The organism is Pseudonocardia sp. ZF1 (genome assembly GCF_056835605.1).
The window spans coordinates 630,390-646,766 of record NZ_JAJNBY010000001.1 but is presented as its reverse complement, the minus strand read 5'-3'; the positions used below and the strand labels follow the sequence as shown (position 1 = coordinate 646,766).

The 16,377-nt window shown below is 75.2% G+C and carries 16 protein-coding genes; 8 read left to right on the top strand and 8 right to left on the bottom strand.

The annotated features are described in order from the left end of the window. Positions 1 to 39: 39 nt before the first annotated feature. Entirely contained in the window at positions 40 to 1,578 is a 1,539-nt protein-coding gene (locus ZF1_RS03270; protein WP_482636415.1) for a long-chain-fatty-acid--CoA ligase, read from the bottom strand. A gap of 59 nt (positions 1,579 to 1,637) precedes the next feature. Here ZF1_RS03270 and ZF1_RS03265 point away from each other — a divergent pair, with 59 nt between their 5' ends. Beyond that, the gene (locus tag ZF1_RS03265; RefSeq protein ID WP_251786942.1) at positions 1,638 to 2,363 is read left to right on the top strand and encodes a GntR family transcriptional regulator; all 726 of its coding nucleotides are present in this window, start codon (positions 1,638 to 1,640) and stop codon (positions 2,361 to 2,363) included. Further along, the gene (locus ZF1_RS03260; RefSeq protein ID WP_224403642.1) at positions 2,363 to 3,508 is read left to right on the top strand and encodes an acyl-CoA dehydrogenase family protein; all 1,146 of its coding nucleotides are present in this window, start codon (positions 2,363 to 2,365) and stop codon (positions 3,506 to 3,508) included. The genes ZF1_RS03265 and ZF1_RS03260 overlap by 1 nt, the downstream gene beginning before the upstream one ends. A gap of 4 nt (positions 3,509 to 3,512) precedes the next feature. Here the strand turns inward: ZF1_RS03260 and ZF1_RS03255 are convergent, their stop codons facing one another. Then, positions 3,513 to 4,904 (bottom strand): glycosyltransferase family 2 protein, encoded by a 1,392-nt coding sequence (locus tag ZF1_RS03255; protein WP_405419662.1) that lies wholly within the window; start codon positions 4,902 to 4,904, stop codon positions 3,513 to 3,515. Between the two features lie 207 nt (positions 4,905 to 5,111). Here ZF1_RS03255 and ZF1_RS03250 point away from each other — a divergent pair, with 207 nt between their 5' ends. After that, a complete protein-coding gene (locus ZF1_RS03250) occupies positions 5,112 to 6,599 on the top strand; it encodes a SulP family inorganic anion transporter (protein WP_482636414.1) in 1,488 nt (495 codons plus the stop codon). Between the two features lie 10 nt (positions 6,600 to 6,609). On the opposite strand, the gene ZF1_RS03245 is transcribed toward ZF1_RS03250, so the two are convergent. Beyond that, the gene (locus ZF1_RS03245; protein ID WP_482636413.1) at positions 6,610 to 6,987 is read right to left on the bottom strand and encodes a winged helix-turn-helix transcriptional regulator; all 378 of its coding nucleotides are present in this window, start codon (positions 6,985 to 6,987) and stop codon (positions 6,610 to 6,612) included. Positions 6,988 to 7,082: 95 nt separating this feature from the next. On the opposite strand from ZF1_RS03245, the gene ZF1_RS03240 reads away from it, so the two are divergent. Further along, positions 7,083 to 7,910, top strand: coding sequence for an NmrA family NAD(P)-binding protein (locus ZF1_RS03240; protein ID WP_346102855.1), 828 nt, complete (start codon positions 7,083 to 7,085; stop codon positions 7,908 to 7,910). A 74-nt stretch (positions 7,911 to 7,984) separates the two neighbouring features. Then, the gene (locus ZF1_RS03235; protein WP_476653758.1) at positions 7,985 to 8,341 is read left to right on the top strand and encodes a tetratricopeptide repeat protein; all 357 of its coding nucleotides are present in this window, start codon (positions 7,985 to 7,987) and stop codon (positions 8,339 to 8,341) included. Here the strand turns inward: ZF1_RS03235 and ZF1_RS03230 are convergent. The 4 genes from ZF1_RS03230 to ZF1_RS03215 form a co-directional block, all read right to left on the bottom strand. After that, complete coding sequence (locus tag ZF1_RS03230) at positions 8,328 to 9,176, bottom strand: HTTM domain-containing protein (protein WP_405419668.1); 849 nt, start codon at positions 9,174 to 9,176, stop codon at positions 8,328 to 8,330. The two genes, ZF1_RS03235 and ZF1_RS03230, sit on opposite strands and share 14 nt — an antisense overlap. Next, positions 9,170 to 9,499, bottom strand: a complete 330-nt coding sequence (locus ZF1_RS03225; protein ID WP_405419671.1) for a hypothetical protein — start codon at positions 9,497 to 9,499, stop codon at positions 9,170 to 9,172. The genes ZF1_RS03230 and ZF1_RS03225 overlap by 7 nt, the downstream gene beginning before the upstream one ends. Positions 9,500 to 9,537: 38 nt before the next feature. Beyond that, entirely contained in the window at positions 9,538 to 11,253 is a 1,716-nt protein-coding gene (locus ZF1_RS03220; protein WP_482636412.1) for a glycoside hydrolase family 16 protein, read from the bottom strand. Positions 11,254 to 11,545: 292 nt separating this feature from the next. Then, a complete protein-coding gene (locus ZF1_RS03215) occupies positions 11,546 to 12,787 on the bottom strand; it encodes an MFS transporter (protein WP_405419676.1) in 1,242 nt (413 codons plus the stop codon). Between the two features lie 114 nt (positions 12,788 to 12,901). Here ZF1_RS03215 and ZF1_RS03210 point away from each other — a divergent pair, with 114 nt between their 5' ends. Then, on the top strand, positions 12,902 to 14,089 hold the full coding sequence (locus ZF1_RS03210; protein ID WP_405419678.1) for a class I SAM-dependent methyltransferase: 1,188 nt from the start codon (positions 12,902 to 12,904) through the stop codon (positions 14,087 to 14,089). Between the two features lie 44 nt (positions 14,090 to 14,133). Here ZF1_RS03210 and ZF1_RS03205 read toward each other — a convergent pair whose 3' ends face one another. Next, positions 14,134 to 14,574: a VOC family protein gene (locus ZF1_RS03205; protein ID WP_073577832.1), complete on the bottom strand. Its 441-nt coding sequence runs from the start codon at positions 14,572 to 14,574 to the stop codon at positions 14,134 to 14,136. A 193-nt stretch (positions 14,575 to 14,767) separates the two neighbouring features. Between ZF1_RS03205 and ZF1_RS03200 the strand changes: the two genes are divergently transcribed. Continuing rightward, a complete protein-coding gene (locus ZF1_RS03200; protein WP_482636411.1) occupies positions 14,768 to 15,781 on the top strand; it encodes an NAD(P)-dependent alcohol dehydrogenase in 1,014 nt (337 codons plus the stop codon). Continuing rightward, entirely contained in the window at positions 15,778 to 16,335 is a 558-nt protein-coding gene (locus ZF1_RS03195; protein WP_251787243.1) for a nucleoside/nucleotide kinase family protein, read from the top strand. Before ZF1_RS03200 ends, ZF1_RS03195 begins: the two co-directional genes overlap by 4 nt. Positions 16,336 to 16,377 lie beyond the last annotated feature (42 nt).

Here is a 16,377-nt window from a genome sequence, read left to right as displayed (position 1 = left end):
CCTCACCGGTACTGAGGCGAGGCTAACCGACGATTGCGGTCAGGTGAAGGCCCTGCGGTAGGTCTCACGCAGCTCGCGCTTGAGGATCTTGCCGCTCGGGTTGCGCGGGAGCGCCTCCACGACGTCGACCGAGCGGGGCCGCTTGAAGCCCGCGATCCGCGGCCGGACCCACTCGACGAGGGCGTCCGGATCGATCGTCGCCCCCGGCCGCGGCACGACGACGGCCTTCACCGCCTCGCCCCAGCGCTCGTCGGGGACCCCGATCACCGCGACGTCGGCGACGTCCGGGTGCTCGGACAGCACGCTCTCCACCTCGATCGGATACACGTTCTCCGCGCCGGTCACGATCATGTCCTTGATCCGGTCGGTGAGGAACAGGTAGCCCTCGGCGTCGAGGTAGCCGCCGTCGCCGGTGCGCAGCGTGGCGTCGTCGCCGAGCGCGGCCGCGGTGTCCTCGGGCCGGTTCCAGTAGCCGGCGGTGACCTGGTCGGACCGGATCCGGACCTCCCCCACCTCGCCGGACGGCAGCTCCCGGCCGGTCGCCGGGTCCACGATCGTCAGCCGCACCCACGGGTACGCCCGTCCGGCCGAGCGCATGAGGTGCGCCCGGGGGCCGTCCGGGTCGTGGTCGGCCGGGTCGAGCTGGGTGATCGCACCGGTGGTCTCGGTCGCGCCGTAGACCTGGAACAGCGGCGCCCGGAAGGTGTCGACGACCGCCCGCAGCGCGCCGACGGTGATCGGCGAGGCGCCGTAGGCGATCGACCGCAGCGCGGACCAGTCGCGGTCGGCGGCACCGGGCACCGCGGAGAGCATCTGCAGCACCGCCGGCACGAGGAAGGCGTTCGTGACGCGCTCGTCGGACATCGTGTCGAGCAGCGGCCCGGGGACGATGTCGGCGACGAGCACGCACCGCGCCCCGGCGGCCAGGCAGACCAGGGCGTAGCCGACGCCGCCGATGTGGAACAGCGGCATCGCGACGAGCGCGGTCGAGGTGGGGTCGATCGACCAGTGCCCGGCGGCGAGCAGCAGCGCCGAGAACTGCCGGTGCGCGAGCAGCACGCCCTTGGGCAGCCCCGTGGTGCCGGAGGTGTAGAGCTGCAGCACGGTGTCGTCCGGGGTGGACCCGGCCGGCGACGACGGCGGCAGCACGTCGGCGGCCGCGTCACGCCAGTCCGCGTGGTCCTCCCCCACGACGACGACCCGGCGCCCCTCGAGCGCATCGCGCAGCCCCGCGAAGTCCGGCCCCAGCACGACGAGACCGGCCCGGGCGTCGGCGACGAGCGCCAGCAGATCGGCCTCGGTGAGCCGGGTGTTGAGCGGGACCGACACCGCGCCGATCCGTGGCGCGGCGAAGAGCAGCTCCAGGAACTCCGGCCGGTTCTTCCCGATCCACACGACGCGGTCCCCGGCCCCGAGGCCGAGGTCGCGCAGGGCCGCCGCGGTGCGCCCGGCGCGCTGTTCGAGCTCGCCGTAGGTGGTCGTCGCGCCGTCGGACGACAGCGCGACGAGGTCGGCGCGGTCGGGATCGGCGAGGATGTCGGTCAGGCGGAAATCCTCGGCAGGGCTCTGACCCGGCACGTTCTTCTCCCTCGGTCGTCGGCGACGCAGGTCCGGCGAAATCGTATATGATAGTTGCCGTGTCGACGGCCGACTTCGTGCGTGAGCTCGCCCCGGGCCGCGCCCCGCAGCTGCCCGACCGCATCGCGCTCGTCCTGCGGGACCGCATCCTCTCCGGTGAGCTGCGCCCGGGCACCTTCCTGCGGATGGACCGGATCGCCGCGGACCTGGGCGTCAGCCACACCCCGGTCCGCGAGGCCCTGCAGTCGCTGCGCGCCGAGGACATGGTCCACGCGGTGCCGCGGCGCGGGTTCGTCGTCGCCGAGCTGACCCGGGACGACGTCGCGGACCTGTTCGAGGTGCAGGCCGACCTGACCGGGACGCTGGCCGCGCGCGCGGCGCAGCGGCTGTCCCCCGCCGACCTCGCACCGCTGCGCGAGCTCGCCGACCGGATCGCCGCGCTGTGCGAGCGCACCCCCGAGACCCACGACCCGGCCGAGCTGGACCCGCTCGTGTCCGCCGAGCACCGGCTGCACGCCGAGGTCAACCGGCTGGCCGGCTCGCGCAAGCTCGCCTGGCTGGTGGGGCGCTCGTCGCACTACCTGCCGGCGCACTTCTACACCGGCTCGCCCGAGTGGCGGGCCGGCGCGGTCGACGCCCACGTCGTCCTGCTCGACGCGCTCGGCGCCGCCGACCCCGACGCCGCGCGGGCGGCGATGCGCCGTCACGTGCTCGACGGCCGGGACCTGCTGCTCACCCACCTGGACCGCACGGGAATGTGGTCCGACGACCGAGGAGACCCCTGATGCCCGTCACCCTGACCGAGGATCAGACCGACCTGGCGAAGGCGATCGGCGACTTCTGCCGTCGCGAGATCGGCAGCAAGGAGCGCCGCGACGAGCTGACCGGCGGCGGGCGGCACGCCCACTCCGACGAGATCTACCGCAAGATGGCCGACCTCGGCTGGCTCGGCATCGCCACCCCCGAGGAGTACGGCGGCGCCGGCCAGGGCATGCGTGACCTGCTGGTCTTCCTGGAGGAGTCCGCGTACGGCCAGGCCCCGATCGCCGGGTTCGGCACGACCACCATCACCGCCGCGGCGATCGAGAAGTTCGGCACCGAGGCCCAGAAGCAGGAGCTGCTGGGCGGGATGTGCCGCGGCGACGTGCTGTCGATCTCGATGTCCGAGCCGGAGGCCGGGTCCGACGTCGGCGGACTGAAGTGCAAGGCCACGAAGACGGAGACCGGCTGGCGGATCGACGGCCAGAAGACCTGGTGCTCGAACGCGCACATCGCGTCGCACATCCTGCTGGTCGCCCGCACCTCCACCGAGGGCGGCAAGCACGACGGCCTGACCATGTTCGTCGTGCCCGCCGACGCGGCGGGCCTGTCGATCCACGGCATCGAGACGATGGGCGGCAAGGAGGTCAACGACCTCTACTTCGACGGGTGCGAGCTGCCCGCCGACGCCGTCGTCGGCGTCGAGGGCCAGGGCTGGCGCCAGCTCATGGCCGGGCTGAACCTGGAGCGGATGATCCTGGCCGGGCTCATGCTCGGACTGGCGCGGCGCGCCTTCGACGACACCGTCGCCTACGTCAAGGAGCGCAAGCAGTTCGGCCGCCCCGTCGGGAGCTTCCAGGCGATGCGCCACCGCATCGCCGACAACGCCACCGAGCTGGCGGCCACGCGACTGCTGGTGCACGACACCGCACGGGTGATCGACGAGGCCCCCGCGGGTGCGCTGTTCCCCCGCGAGGCGTCGATGGCCAAGCTCAAGGCCACCGAACTCGCCAAGCACCTGTCCCTGGAGGGGATGCAGATGCTCGGCGGCTACGGCTACGCCACCGAGTACGGCATGGAGCGGCTGCTCCGCCAGAGCGTCGTCTCGACGGTGTACGGCGGGACCAGCGAGATCCAGCGCGACATCATCGGGAAGTCCTACGGGCTGTAGCGGCTCAGGCCGCGGAGTTCCGGGCGAGCTCCGCGGCCCCGCGGTCGTCGCCGGCCTCGGCCTCGGCCTGCCGGTCGGGACGCGGAGCCGGGACGGCCGCCGGGCCGACGTGGGCGCCGGCCCCGGCCCGGACCCGCGCGGCCTCGGCGGCGCGGCGGATGTGCGCCGGGACGAGCGCCGAGCGCGCGGGCAGCAGCATCGGCGGGACCGCGCCACCGTTGCGCCGCACCTCGCGGGACCGCTGCAGGTAGGCCCAGCCGCCGCGGGCGATCCGGCCGCCGCGCTCCAGCAGTCCGCTGTCGGGCATCGCGTCGCCGGCGCCTGCCTCGCGGTCGGAGATGTGGCGCAGCCGGGCGACCGCCGCCGGGAGCCGGCGCAGCGCGACCGACCGGCCCTGCGGCGACAGTGCCACCTTCGCCAGGAAGCTGCCCAACCCGATCGCGTAGCCCTCGAGCTGGGTGTTCAGCGCGGCCTGGTCGGGTCGGTGGTGGTGCCACAGGTAGGCGCCCGGGGCGTAGCCGAGGACGTTGCCGGCCAGGATCATGCGGACCAGGAACTCGCAGTCCTCGCCGCCGTGGGTGGGGGTGCCCGGGCCCATGGCCTCGTCGAAGCCGCCGACGGCGCGGGCGGCCCCAGCCCGCACGGCGAGGTTGGCGCCGATGCCGAACAGGCCGGGTGCGAACGGGAAGATCGGGGAGTCCGCGGGGGGCTCGGCGAGGGTGAACCGGCGCGGGGTGAAGCCCTTGTTCCAGGCCAGGGCGACGTCGGCGGCGCGCTCCTCGGGGCTGCCCAGGCGGGCGGCCAGTACCGGGCCGGAGACGCAGGCGAGCTCGGGGTCCGCGGCGAAGGCGCCGGCGATGCGCGAGGCCCAGGCGGGGTCGACCTCGGTGTCGTCGTCGGTGAAGGCGACGATCTCGGTGCGGGCCTCGGCCAGGCCCCGGTTGCGCCCGATGGACGCACCGCGCCGCGGCTCGCGGACGTAGCGGACGCGGTCGGAACCCGCGGCCCGCACGGCCACCTCGGTCCGCTCGTCGTCCGGGTCGTTGTCCACGACGACGACCGACAGCGCCGGGTGGTCGGAGGCGAGGACCGCGCGCAGGCAGCGGGCCAGCGACTCGGGCCGGTTGCGGGTCGCGACGACCACGGTGACCGGGTCGGCCGCGGACGGCGCGACGGCGACGGTGCCGGCCGCGGGCAGCGCGGCGACGGCGAGCGAGAGCTCCGCGGCGGTCGCGCGCCCGGCGCGCAGCGGCACGGTGACCTGACCCTGCGGGGTGCCACCGACGGTGACCAGCAGCCGGGCGGCGGCGAACCGCCGGTCGACCTCGAGGTCGCGGGCCGGGGCGAGCCGGTCGAGCTCACCCACCCAGGTCGTTACGTCGGGAGTCATGGCCATGGACCCCATCGTGCTCACCGTCGCTGTGACGACGCTGAGATCGGCCTGTGGGACAACGGAGTGTGGGGCGCGCCACCCCGGACGGGATCCGGGCACCGCACCGCAGACTCTCCCCCCGCGTGAGAGTACGGTCGGGCCGTTCGCGCGCTCCCGCCGCCGTGGCCCGCGGCCCCGCCCCTCCCCCGACGTGAAAGCGACCGTCGTATCGTGCCCCGCTCCGCCCTGCCCGACCTCGCCACGCTGCGTGCGCGCTGGACGCCCCGCCTGGTGCGCACCGAGGTGCTCGCCGGACTCGTCGTCGCGCTCGCCCTGATCCCCGAGGCCATCGCGTTCTCGATCATCGCCGGGGTGGACCCCCGGGTCGGCCTGTACGCCTCGTTCACCATGGCCGTGGTCATCGCGGTCTGCGGCGGGCGACCGGCGATGATCTCGGCCGCCACCGGCGCGATCGCGCTGGTCGTGGCCCCGCTGTCGCGGGAGTACGGCGTCGAGTACCTGTTCGCCGCGGTCGTGCTCGGCGGGGTGCTGCAGATCGCGCTGGCCGCCGCGGGCGTCGCGCGGCTGATGCGCTTCCTGCCACGCAGCGTGATGGTCGGCTTCGTCAACGCACTCGCGATCCTGATCTTCACCTCGCAGGTGCCCCAGCTGGTCGGCGTGCCCTGGGCGGTCTACCCGCTGGTCGCCGTCGGCCTGGTGGTCATCGTCGGGCTGCCGCGGCTGACCCGCGTCGTCCCGGCACCGCTGGTCGCCATCGTCGGGCTGACCGTGGTCACGGTGACGGCCGCGGTCGCCGTGCCGACCGTCGGCGACCAGGGCGCGCTGCCGGACACGGTGCCGCTCCCGCACCTTCCCGCGGTGCCGCTGACGTGGGAGACGCTGCGGATCGTCGCGCCGTACGCGCTCGGCGTCGCGCTGGTCGGGCTGATCGAGTCGCTGATGACCGCGCGCCTGGTCGACGACATCACGCAGACCGGCTCGGACAAGACCCGCGAGTCGTGGGGCCAGGGCGTCGCGAACATCGTCACCGGTTTCACCGGCGGCATGGGCGGCTGCGCGATGATCGGCCAGACGATGATCAACGTGAAGGCGTCCGGGGCCAGGACGCGGCTGTCCACGTTCCTGGCGGGGGTGTTCCTGCTGGTCCTCGTGGTCGCACTCGGCGACGTCGTCGCGCTGATCCCGATGGCCGCCCTGGTCGCGGTGATGGTCATGGTGTCGGTCGGGACGTTCGACTGGCACAGCATCCGTCCGGCGACGCTGCGCCGGATGCCGCGCAGCGAGACGGCGGTGATGCTGACGACCGTCGTGGTCACCGTCGGCACCCGCAACCTCGCCTTCGGCGTGGGCGCCGGCGTGCTCGTCGCCTCGGTGCTGTTCGCGAACCGGGTGTCACGGCTGGTCGGGGTGGACCGCACCGTCGACGACGGCGGGGCGGTCGTCTACCGCGTCACCGGCCAGCTGTTCTTCGCCTCCAGCAGCGAGCTGAGCACGGCGTTCGCCCCCGACGGGGACCCCGACGAGGTGACCGTCGACCTGTCCGGCGCGCACGTGTGGGACGCCTCGACCGTCGCCGTCCTCGACGACCTGCGGCGCCGCTACGCGCGGTCCGGCCGCACGCTCGTCGTCACCGGGATGAACGACGACAGCCGCGACCGCCACGAGCGGCTCGCCGGGCACCTGGGCGGCGGGCACTGACCACCGGGACCTAGGCCCGCTCGCGTGCCGCCAGCACCTCGGGGATCCGGTCCTCGATCCAGCCGACGAGGCCGGCGAGGTGGCCGGTCACGCCGTGGCCGAGCTCGGTCAGGCCGTAGCTGACCTGCGGCGGGGTGGTCGCGGCGACCTCGCGGTGCACGAAGCCGTCGCCCTCCAGGGTGCGCAGGGTCTGGGCCAGCATCTTCTCGCTGATCCCGCCGACGGCGCGCCGCAGCACGGAGAAGCGGTGGTCCTCGCGGGACAGGACGACGAGCACGAGGACCGCCCACTTCGACGTCACGTGGTCGAGGACCGACCGCGAGGGGCAGCTGCTGTCGAACGCGTCACCCGAGAACAGGCCCGTGGGCCGTTCCACCTGCGTGCTCACCGTCCACCCACCTACTTACCAGAAGGTACGTACTTACCGAACGTAAGTCTATCCGGCAGTGTCGGCACCGTCCACGACGAGATGGGGAGACAGCGATGATCATCGTGACCGGGGCGAGCGGGAAGCTGGGCGGCGCGGCCGTGCGGGCGCTGCTGGAGACCGTGCCGGCGGAGCAGGTGGGCGTCCTCGCCCGGTCCGCGGAGAAGGTGGCCGACCTGGCCGCGGCCGGGGTCCGGGTGCACGTCGGCGACTACGAGGACCCGGCCTCGCTGAAGGCGGCGTTCACCGGCGCCGACGGGCTGCTGTTCGTGTCCGGCTCCGACGTGACCCCCGGGGTGCGCGAGCGCCAGCACGGCAACGTGGTCCGCGCCGCCGCCGACGCGGGCGTCGGCCACGTCGTCTACACCAGCGCCATCGGCGCGGACCGGCCCGGCGCGCCCGCGTTCCTCGCCGACCACACCTTCACCGAGGAACTGCTGCGCGACTCCGGACTGCCGGCGACGCCGCTGCGCAACACCTTCTACTCGGACATGTTCGTCAACCCGGGCGTGGTCGCCACCGCGCTGGAGGCCGGGGAGACGGTCGCCGCGGACGGCGGCCGGGCGCTCAACACCGCCACGATCGCGGACCTCGCGCGGGCCGCCGCCGTCGTCGTGGCCGGGGGGCCGCAGGAGCACGCCGGGCGCGCCTACGAGCTGCGCGGACCGCTGTGGACCTACGACGAGCTGGCCGCGACGATCGCCGCGGAGTCCGGCCGGCCGGTGTCGCACCGCCGGGTACCGCTCGACCAGGGCCCGGCGCCGGCCTTCATCGGCGAGTTCGTCTCGTCGGGGATGTTCGCCGAGCCGTCGGAGGACCTCGCGACGCTGCTCGGCCGCCCGGCGACCGGGATGCCCGAACTGGTCCGCGCCGCCCTGGCCTGAGCCGGGAACAGAACACCCGGCGCCGCGGTTGTGGTTGACGTATCAACCGAACGGGCCGGAAGGAGGCCGCACCGATGAGGATCGACGCGCTGTCCTGGATGACCGGGACGGAGGCAGGGCCTGCCGACCGGTGGGAGCACGCCGGGTTCCTGTTCGACTCCGGCGACCCCGCGGGGGCCGCGACGGTGCTCGCCGAGCTCGTCGCCGAGCAGCCCGAGGCCGCCGCGGTCCGGCTGCTGCTGGCCCGCGCGTACTACCACTCCGCGCAGCTCGGCCGGGCCGAGACCGAGCTCCGCGAGCTGGTGCGCCGCGAGCCGGCCGACGGGTACGCCCACCTGCTCCTCGGGCGCACCCTGCAGCGCCGTTCGCGCCACGACGAGGCCGCGCCGCACCTGCGGCTGGCCGAGGCGATGGGCGTCAGCGCCGGGTGACTGTGCTCGGCAGCGCCGGTTCCGACCGGCGCTGCCGGGGCACCACCACCGCGCCGGGGACCGGGACACGGTCCGCGAACAGCAGGTAGCCACCGCAGGTGAGGGTGGCGAACAGCCCGAGCTCGACCGCGGCGTGCAGCCCGTCGGAGAGCATCGCGATCATGCCGAGGTGCAGCCCGGTCCCGGCGACGACGGCGACCGGCCGCAGCCGCGAGGACCACAGCCCGAACGCGACGAACAGCTCGGTGAGCACCGCGCCGAACGCCATCGGCACCAGGAACACCGGCGTCAGCATCCCCGCCGGGACCAGCACCGAGTCCCACGTCCAGGACGCCAGCCCGTTGCCGGACAGGAAGTCCGGACGGATCTTCGAGATCGCGGCGTAGAAGTAGACGATCGTGATCTGCGCCCGCAGCACCAGCACCGGCGCCGCCCACACCCGGTCGGCGCCGTGTCCGCGCCGGGACCGGAGCGACCAGGCCGCGTCGCAGTCGGAGAACGACAGCAGCACCGCCGCGGTGAACAGCAGGTAGGTGTGGTTGGAGTAGTAGCCCGCACCCCAGACGAAGCCGGCGGTGCACAGCCCGACCAGCAGGGCCGCCGCCCGCGCGTTCCACCCCACGACGACGGCCAGCGCCGCCAGGCCCATCACCGCGCCGAGCGCGAGCCAGACCGGGGCGGGCAGCACCGGGCCGACCCCGAACAGCGGCCCGGCCCGGGTCCCGAGCAGCGGGCTCGCGCCGAGCTCGACGGCCTTCAGCCCGGCGACGAGCCCGACCAGGATCCGGTACCCGGCCAGCGGGCGGGCGGGGAGCGTGTCGGGGAGCCTCAGCACGGCTGCTCCCACTCCGGGGCGCCGTCCCGGGTCCGTGACACCGAGACGAGGTCCGGGATCGCCGCGCACAGCAGCCCCGGGACCGTGGCTCCGTAGTGGACGGTCCGCTGCGGCCACGGCAGGGCCCCGGTGTCGAGGGCGCGGGACGCGCCGTCAGCGGTCCGTCCGGTGTAGGCGTACTCCGTCGACGACGCGACGAACATGCTCCAGGAGTAGCGACGCGGCGGCTCGGTGGTGGCCAGGCCGACCGCGGGGATCGCGACCTCCAGGGCCACGACGCCCGCGAGCAGCCACCCCGCGGTCCTGCGTGTAAGAAGCGGCACGTCCACTCATCGCCCCGCAACGGTCCGGCGTTAGCCGGTCACTTCCCGTCGAGGGAGTAGATCCGGACCCAGTCCACCTCGTACGTCGCCGGCTGCATGTTGCCGCCGAAGAAGTTGTCGAGCTGGATCGTCAGGTGCCCGCTGGGCATGTCCTGGATGTTCTTGCGGCCGGGCCGGGCACCGCCGGAGAAGGAGAACCACTCCTTGCCGTCGATGAAGCCCTTCACGTGGTCGGGCGTCCACTCGACGGCGACGTTGTGCCACTCGCTCAGCGGTGCGCCGCAGTTCTTCTCCTTGGCGTACTCCTGCTGGACCGCGCCGCGGCCGTGCGGGTAGTGGATGAACGCCTCGGCGCACTGCTCGCCGGGCGCGCCGTTCTCGAGGAAGTCGTACTCGCCGTCCTGGGGCCAGCGGTCCGACTGCGGCCAGATGATCAGCAGCGGGTGGTACTGCCTGCCGTTGTCCGGGCCGGTGGCCTCGGAGCGGACGCGGGCCTCCCAGCGGCCGTACTGCTGATTGAACTTCGACGAGATCCACGCCGAGTCGCCGTTGCGCAGCCCGGTCTGGACCAGCTTGCCGTCCTTCACCGTGGACCGGCTGGCACAGCGGCCGCCGTTGCCCGCGTGACCGGGCCAGCACTCGCCCGCCTGGTTCCACTTCGCCGGGTCGGGCGGTCCGGTGTAGTCGAACTCGTCCGACGCCGGCAGCGGCGCGCCCCAGCCGTAGCGCTCGCCCGCGCTGGTGGCGCCGGGGCGGGGCGTGCTCTGGTCGGCCGGTCGGGCCGAGGGGTCGGCGGGCGCGGCGGGCGCGGCCGCGGGGTCGGTCGGCGTCTCGACGGGGGTGTCCGCGGGGTCGACGGGTTTCTCCTCCGGGTCGGTGGGCTTCTCGGGAGCGGCAGGGTCCGTCCCCGTGCCGGCGGGCTCCGTCCCGGCGTCGGCGGGTGCGGGCGCCGGGTCGGCCGGGGTCTCCCCAGTATCCGCCGGCTTCTCGGCAGGCCCGCCCGGTGTCCCCGCGGGAGCAGCGGGCTCGTCCGCGGGAGCGGCGGGGCCTCCTGCGGGACCGGCGGGCTTCTCCGCGGGAGCGGCCGGTCCGGCCGCGGGACCGCCGGGCTCGTCCACGGGCGGCGCCGGGTCGGCTGCGGGACCGGCGGGCTTCTCGGCGGGGGCGACCGGTGTCGTGGGTCCGTCCGCGGGGCCGGACGGCACGTCGGCGGGCGCGTCGGCAGGCTTCGCGGTGTCCGCAGGCTTCGCGGCATCGGCGGGCTTCGCCGCGCCGGCGGGCTTCGCGACGTCGGCAGGCTTCGCGACGTCGGCAGGCTTCGCGACGTCGGCAGGCTTCGCGACGTCGGCAGGCTTCGCGACGTCGGCAGGCTTCGCCGCGTCGGCAGGCTCCGCGGCGTCGGCGGGCTCGGGCGCGGACGGCGAGACCGGGCCCGCGGAACCGGACGACCCGGTCGCGGCCGGGCGGGCCGGTCCGGCGTCACCGGAGCCCTCGGCCCCGCGGACGGCGTCCGTCCCCGTCTCCGCGGATCGGGCAGCCGTCGCGGCACCGGAGCCCCCGGCGGCCTCCGACGACGACCGCAGAGCGGAGTCGGTCGGGAACGCCGCGGCGCCCGACGGGGTGGTCGCCGGCCCGGCGAGCACGCTCGGTGCCTCCGGGGCCGCGGCCTGCGCGACGGCGCCGGGCACCGTGGGTGCCGCGGCCGCGGACACGGCCGCACCGTCGGCGAGAGCCAGGACCCCTCCGGTGAACATGACAGCACTCACCGTCACCACCGCCGCCGCGCTCATCACCGTACGTCGTGCCAGTCCGCGCCTCATGGCTTCGTTCCCGTCCCCATCCGTGTCCGGCTTGTCCGATATCCACGACGCTAGAAGCACCCTGTGCACACCAGCCACACCCGCCACCCGTCGGTGGGGTGAGGTCACCCCGGAGGAGGTCACCCGAACCGGCGGCCCGCCATAACGGGTGGGATCCGGGTGACGATCGGGACCAGCGGGACGGAGCGACCGGCCCTCGTGTCACCCCGGCGGGCGACGCCCCAGGTCAGGACCGGGACGGGAGGGTCTCCGGCGCCCGCCACCAGACGAGCGCCGCGACCAGCGACAGCACCCCGGTCACGGCGAACGCCGGCCCGTACCCCCAGACCTCGGCGAGCGCACCGGCCACGAGCGGCCCGGCGATGGCACCGAGATCGGCCGCCATCTGGAAGCCCGCCAGCACCGAGCCGCCACGGGCGCGCTCCCCGATGACGTCGGCGACGGCCGCGTTGAGCGGCGGGTTCACCAGTCCGCTGCCGAGCCCCGCGACGAGCGAGAGCACCAGGAACGCCCAGGGGTCGAGCACCCAGCCGAGGACGGCCGTCGACGCGCCCGACACCGCGAGGCCGACGATCAGCGGGGGCCTGCGACCGGAGCGGTCGGCGAGGCGTCCGGCCAGCAGCAGGGTCGCCGCGTTCCCGGCCGCGAACACCGACAACGCGATGCCGCCGAACGCGTCCTCGCGCCCCAGCGCCTCGACCACCACCAGCGGGACCAGCGCGATGCGGACGCCGAACACCGCCCAGCCGTTCGCGAAGTTCCCCACCAGCGACGCCCGGTAGGCACGGTGGCGCACGGCGTCGCGGAACCGGGTGCGCGGCGGGGGCGCCTCGTCGACCGGGCCCTCCGGCCGGCGCAGCAGCGGCCCGCCCACGACGATCACCAGCACCAGCAGCGCCGCGTAGATCAGGAACGGGGCGCGTACGTCGATCGCGGCGAGGGTGCCGCCGAGCAGCGGCCCGGCGATGTTGCCGAGCAGGAACCCGGTCGCCCACAGGCTCGTCGCGCGGCCCCGCAGGTGCGGCGGGGACAGCCGCACGAGCAGCGACACCGCCGAGATCGTGAACATCGTCGATCCGACGCCCGCGACCAGGCGCAGCGCGATCAGCTGCCAGTACGCCGTCGCGAAGGCCAGACCGGCCGTCGTCACGGCGACGACGGCGAGCCCGGCCACGAACACCCGCAGCTCCCCCAACCGGCCGACGACCGTGCCGGAGAGCGGGGCGAACACCAGCCGCGAGAAGGCGAACACGCTGATCACGGCGGCGGCCGCGGTCACCCCGACGTCGAACGAGCGCGCGAACGCCGGCAGCACCGGCGCGACCAGCCCGAACCCGATGGCGATCGCGAACGCCGACCCGACCAGCACGCCGATCTCGCGGGGCAGCGCCGTCGCACCCAGCACCGTGGGGGGCGCGGGCACCGGTGCGCCGGGTACGGCGGGGTCGCGGCCGTCGTGCTCGACCACGTGGCCCTCCGCTCCGCTGTCCCGGCCGACGACCGTACGCCCGCCGGTCCGCGGCGGCCGACGCCGGTGCGGGCACACGACGGTGCCGGGGACGGCGCCGTGGACACTGTCGTCGTGGACGACGATCCGATCGCCCGGCTGGAGCGGCTCGCCGGGCCGGAGGGGACGGCGCTGCTGGACCGGCTCGCCGTCGCCGACCGGGACGGTGACGCCGCGCTCCGGCTGGGGACCGCGCTGCGCCGTGAGCACGACGCCGGGCTGGTCGCCGACGCGATGGCCCAGGCCGGGCTGCGGGACCGGGCCGCCCGCAAGTTCGCGCGGGCCGCGCGGATGTGGTTCACGCGCGACGGGCTGGAGCAGGCGTCGTCGGAGGTGATCGCGCGGCACCGGGCCGCACGCTTCGCCGGGCGCGCGGTCGTCGACCTGTGCTGCGGGATCGGGGGCGACCTGGTCTCGCTGGTCGCGGCGGGCCACGACGTCACCGGCGTCGACCTGGATCCGGTGCACCTGTGGATGGCCGACCGCAACGCGGCCGTGCACGGCGGCTCGGCCCGGACGGTGCGGTGCGACGTGCGCGACGCCGACCTGTCCGGGACCGACGGCGTGTTCGTCGACCCGGCCCGGCGCACCGGCGGCGGCCGGATGCGGACCGGCGAGTCCGAGCCACCGCTGGACTGGTGTCTGGAGCTGGAGCGGCGGGCCGGCGCGGTCGGGATCAAGGCGGCACCGGGGATCGACCACGACACCGTCCCGCCGGACTGGGAGATCGAGTTCCTCGCGCTCGGGCGCGAGCTGAAGGAGGCCTGCGCCTGGTCCCCCGCGCTGGCCGGCGCCCGCACGCGCGCCACCGTCGTCGACGACGACGGCGTGCACGACCTGCACGGTGATCCGGACCCGCCGGACGGGGACACCGGGATCGCGGTCGGCGAACCGGGCGCCTGGCTGCTCGACCCGAACCCGGCCGTCACCCGGGCCGGGCTGGTCTCCGCGCTGGCCCGGGCCACCGGCACCGCCCGGATCGACCCGCGGATCGCCTTCCTCACCGGCGACGACGAGCCCCCGGCCACGCCGTTCGCGCGGCCGCTGCGGGTGCTCGACTCCCGTCCGTGGGACCAGAAGCGGCTGCCCCGGCTGCTGCGCGAGCTCGACGTCGGCGCGGTCGACGTGCGGCGCCGCGGCCTGGCCGGTGACGTCGAGGCGATCGCCCGGAAGCTGCGCGGCCGCGGGTCGCGGCACGCCACCGTGGTGATGACCCGGGTCGACGACCGGCCGTGGGGCCTGGTCTGCGTGGACCCCCGCTAGGTGTACTGACCGGAGACGTCGGTCGAACCGGGCCCGCCGGTCGCCTAACCGCGGCCGGGGAAGTGGATGAACTCCAGCGCGATGCCGTCCGGGTCGCGGAACTCCAGCGTCGCGTAGCCGGTCGGGTCGGTCCGGTCGACGACACCGCCGTGCGGCACCGTGAGGCTGTCCAGCCAGGCGGCCCAGGCGTCGAGGGTCGCGCGGTCGGCGACGCCGAACGCCAGGTGGTCGAGCGCGCCGCGGGGGCCGCCGCCGTCGCCGTCGGCCGGGGCGTGCAGCTCGATCATCACTCCGGTCACGACGTCGAGGAGCAGCGCCGCCTTCTCCGACGAGCCGTCGGCGGCGTCGTGGTGCGGGAAGGTCATCGGCAGCCGTTGCAGCCCGAGGACGCGCTGGTACCAGAGCGCACTGGACTCCACGTCGGTCACGGCCGCCGCCACGTGGTGGAAGCCGGTGACCGCCGGTCGTTCGATGGCCGAGCCCATGGGCGTCCTTCTCGTCGCCGGCCGCCCGCGGGGCGGCCGGTCCTCCCTCTCGTCGCGGAGCAGTACACCACCGGCGGACCTCCCGGGGGCGGACGACGTCCGCCGGAATGATCGACCGTGCGCGCACCGGTACGTCCGGCGCGGTCGGCGCACCGCGTTGCCCGGCCCGGCCGCGCGTGCCACCGTCGTGCCCGTGACGACGATCGCCGAGGTGCCGGAGTCGATGCGGTGCAGCGTGCTGCGTGCCGCCGGCGAGCTGGAGGTGCAGCGGCGACCGGTCCCCCGACCCGGCCCCCGGGAGGTGCTGGTGCGGGTGGCGGCGGTCGGCACCTGCGGCTCCGACGTGCACTACTTCCGGCACGGCCGGATCGGCGACTTCGTGCTGCGCGAGCCGATGGTGCTCGGGCACGAGCCGTCCGGGCGGATCGTCGGCGTCGGGGAGGGCGTCGACGCGGGGCGGATCGGCGAGCGCGTCTCGCTGGAGCCGGGCGTGCCCTGCCGTCGCTGCCGGTACTGCCACACCGGCGCCTACAACCTGTGCCCGGACATGGTGTTCTTCGCGACCCCGCCGGTCGACGGCGCGTTCGCCGAGTACGTGACGATCGCCGACGACTTCGCCCACCCCGTCCCCGAGCACGTCTCCGACGACGCCGCCGCGCTGCTCGAACCGCTGTCGGTCGCGCTGTGGGCGAACCACAGGGCGGGCACCGGGGTCGGGTCGCGGGTGCTCGTCGCCGGGGCGGGGCCGATCGGGCTGCTCGTCGCGCAGGTGGCGGCGGTGCAGGGCGCCGCCGAGGTCGTCGTCAGCGACCCGGACCCGGCGCGCGCCGCGCTGGCCCGCGACTTCGGCGCGACCGACGTCGTCGCGCCGGGCGCCGATGTGTCCGGTGTGGACGTCTTCGTCGACTGCTCCGGGGTGCCGGCCGCGGTGCTGGGCGGGCTGCCCGCGGTCCGGCCGGGAGGCGCCGCGGTGCTGGTCGGGATGGGTGCCGACGAGATGACGCTGCCGGTGTCGATGCTGCAGTCGCGCGAGATCACCCTGACCGGCACCTTCCGGTACGCCAACACCTGGCCGACGGCGGTGCGCCTGGCCGCGACGGGCGCGGTGGACCTGGACCGGCTGGTGACCGGGCACGTCGACCTCGACCACGTCGGCGACGCCCTGTCCCCCGACGCGTCGCAGGTCAAGGTGGTCGTCCGGCCGTGAGGACGGTCGCGGACCGGGACTGGACCGACACGGTCGCCCGGCTCGTGCACGCCGCCCCCGCCGGGCCCGCCGGGAACCGGCTGGTCACCGTGGACGGGTTCTCCGGGGCCGGGAAGTCCACCCGTGCCCGCGCGCTCGCCGACCGGCTCGGGGCCCCGCTGCTCGAGATCGAGGACCTCTGCCCCGGCTGGGACGGACTGCCCCGGGTCCCGGCGCTGGCCCGGCGCGGGATCGGTGACCCGCTGGCGGCCGGTACGACCCTGCGCTGGACGTCGTGGGACTGGGTGCGCGAGCGGCCGGGACCGGAACGCACGCTGGCGCCGGCGGCCGTCGTCGTGCTGGAGGGGTGCGGGAGCGGCGCGGCCGAGCTGGCGCCGGTGACCTCGCTGGCGATCTGGGTGGAGGCGTCGGCGGACGAGCGGGAGCGGCGGCTGCACGGGCGGGCGGACTGGCCGGGCTACGCCCCGTACCGCGACGGCTGGCGGCGCGCCGAACAGGAGCTGGCCCGCTCCGGTGGTGCACCGGAACGGGCCGATCTCGTGCTGGACGGCTGAGGGCCCGGCACCACCCCCCACGAGGGTGCCGGGCCCCGCCGG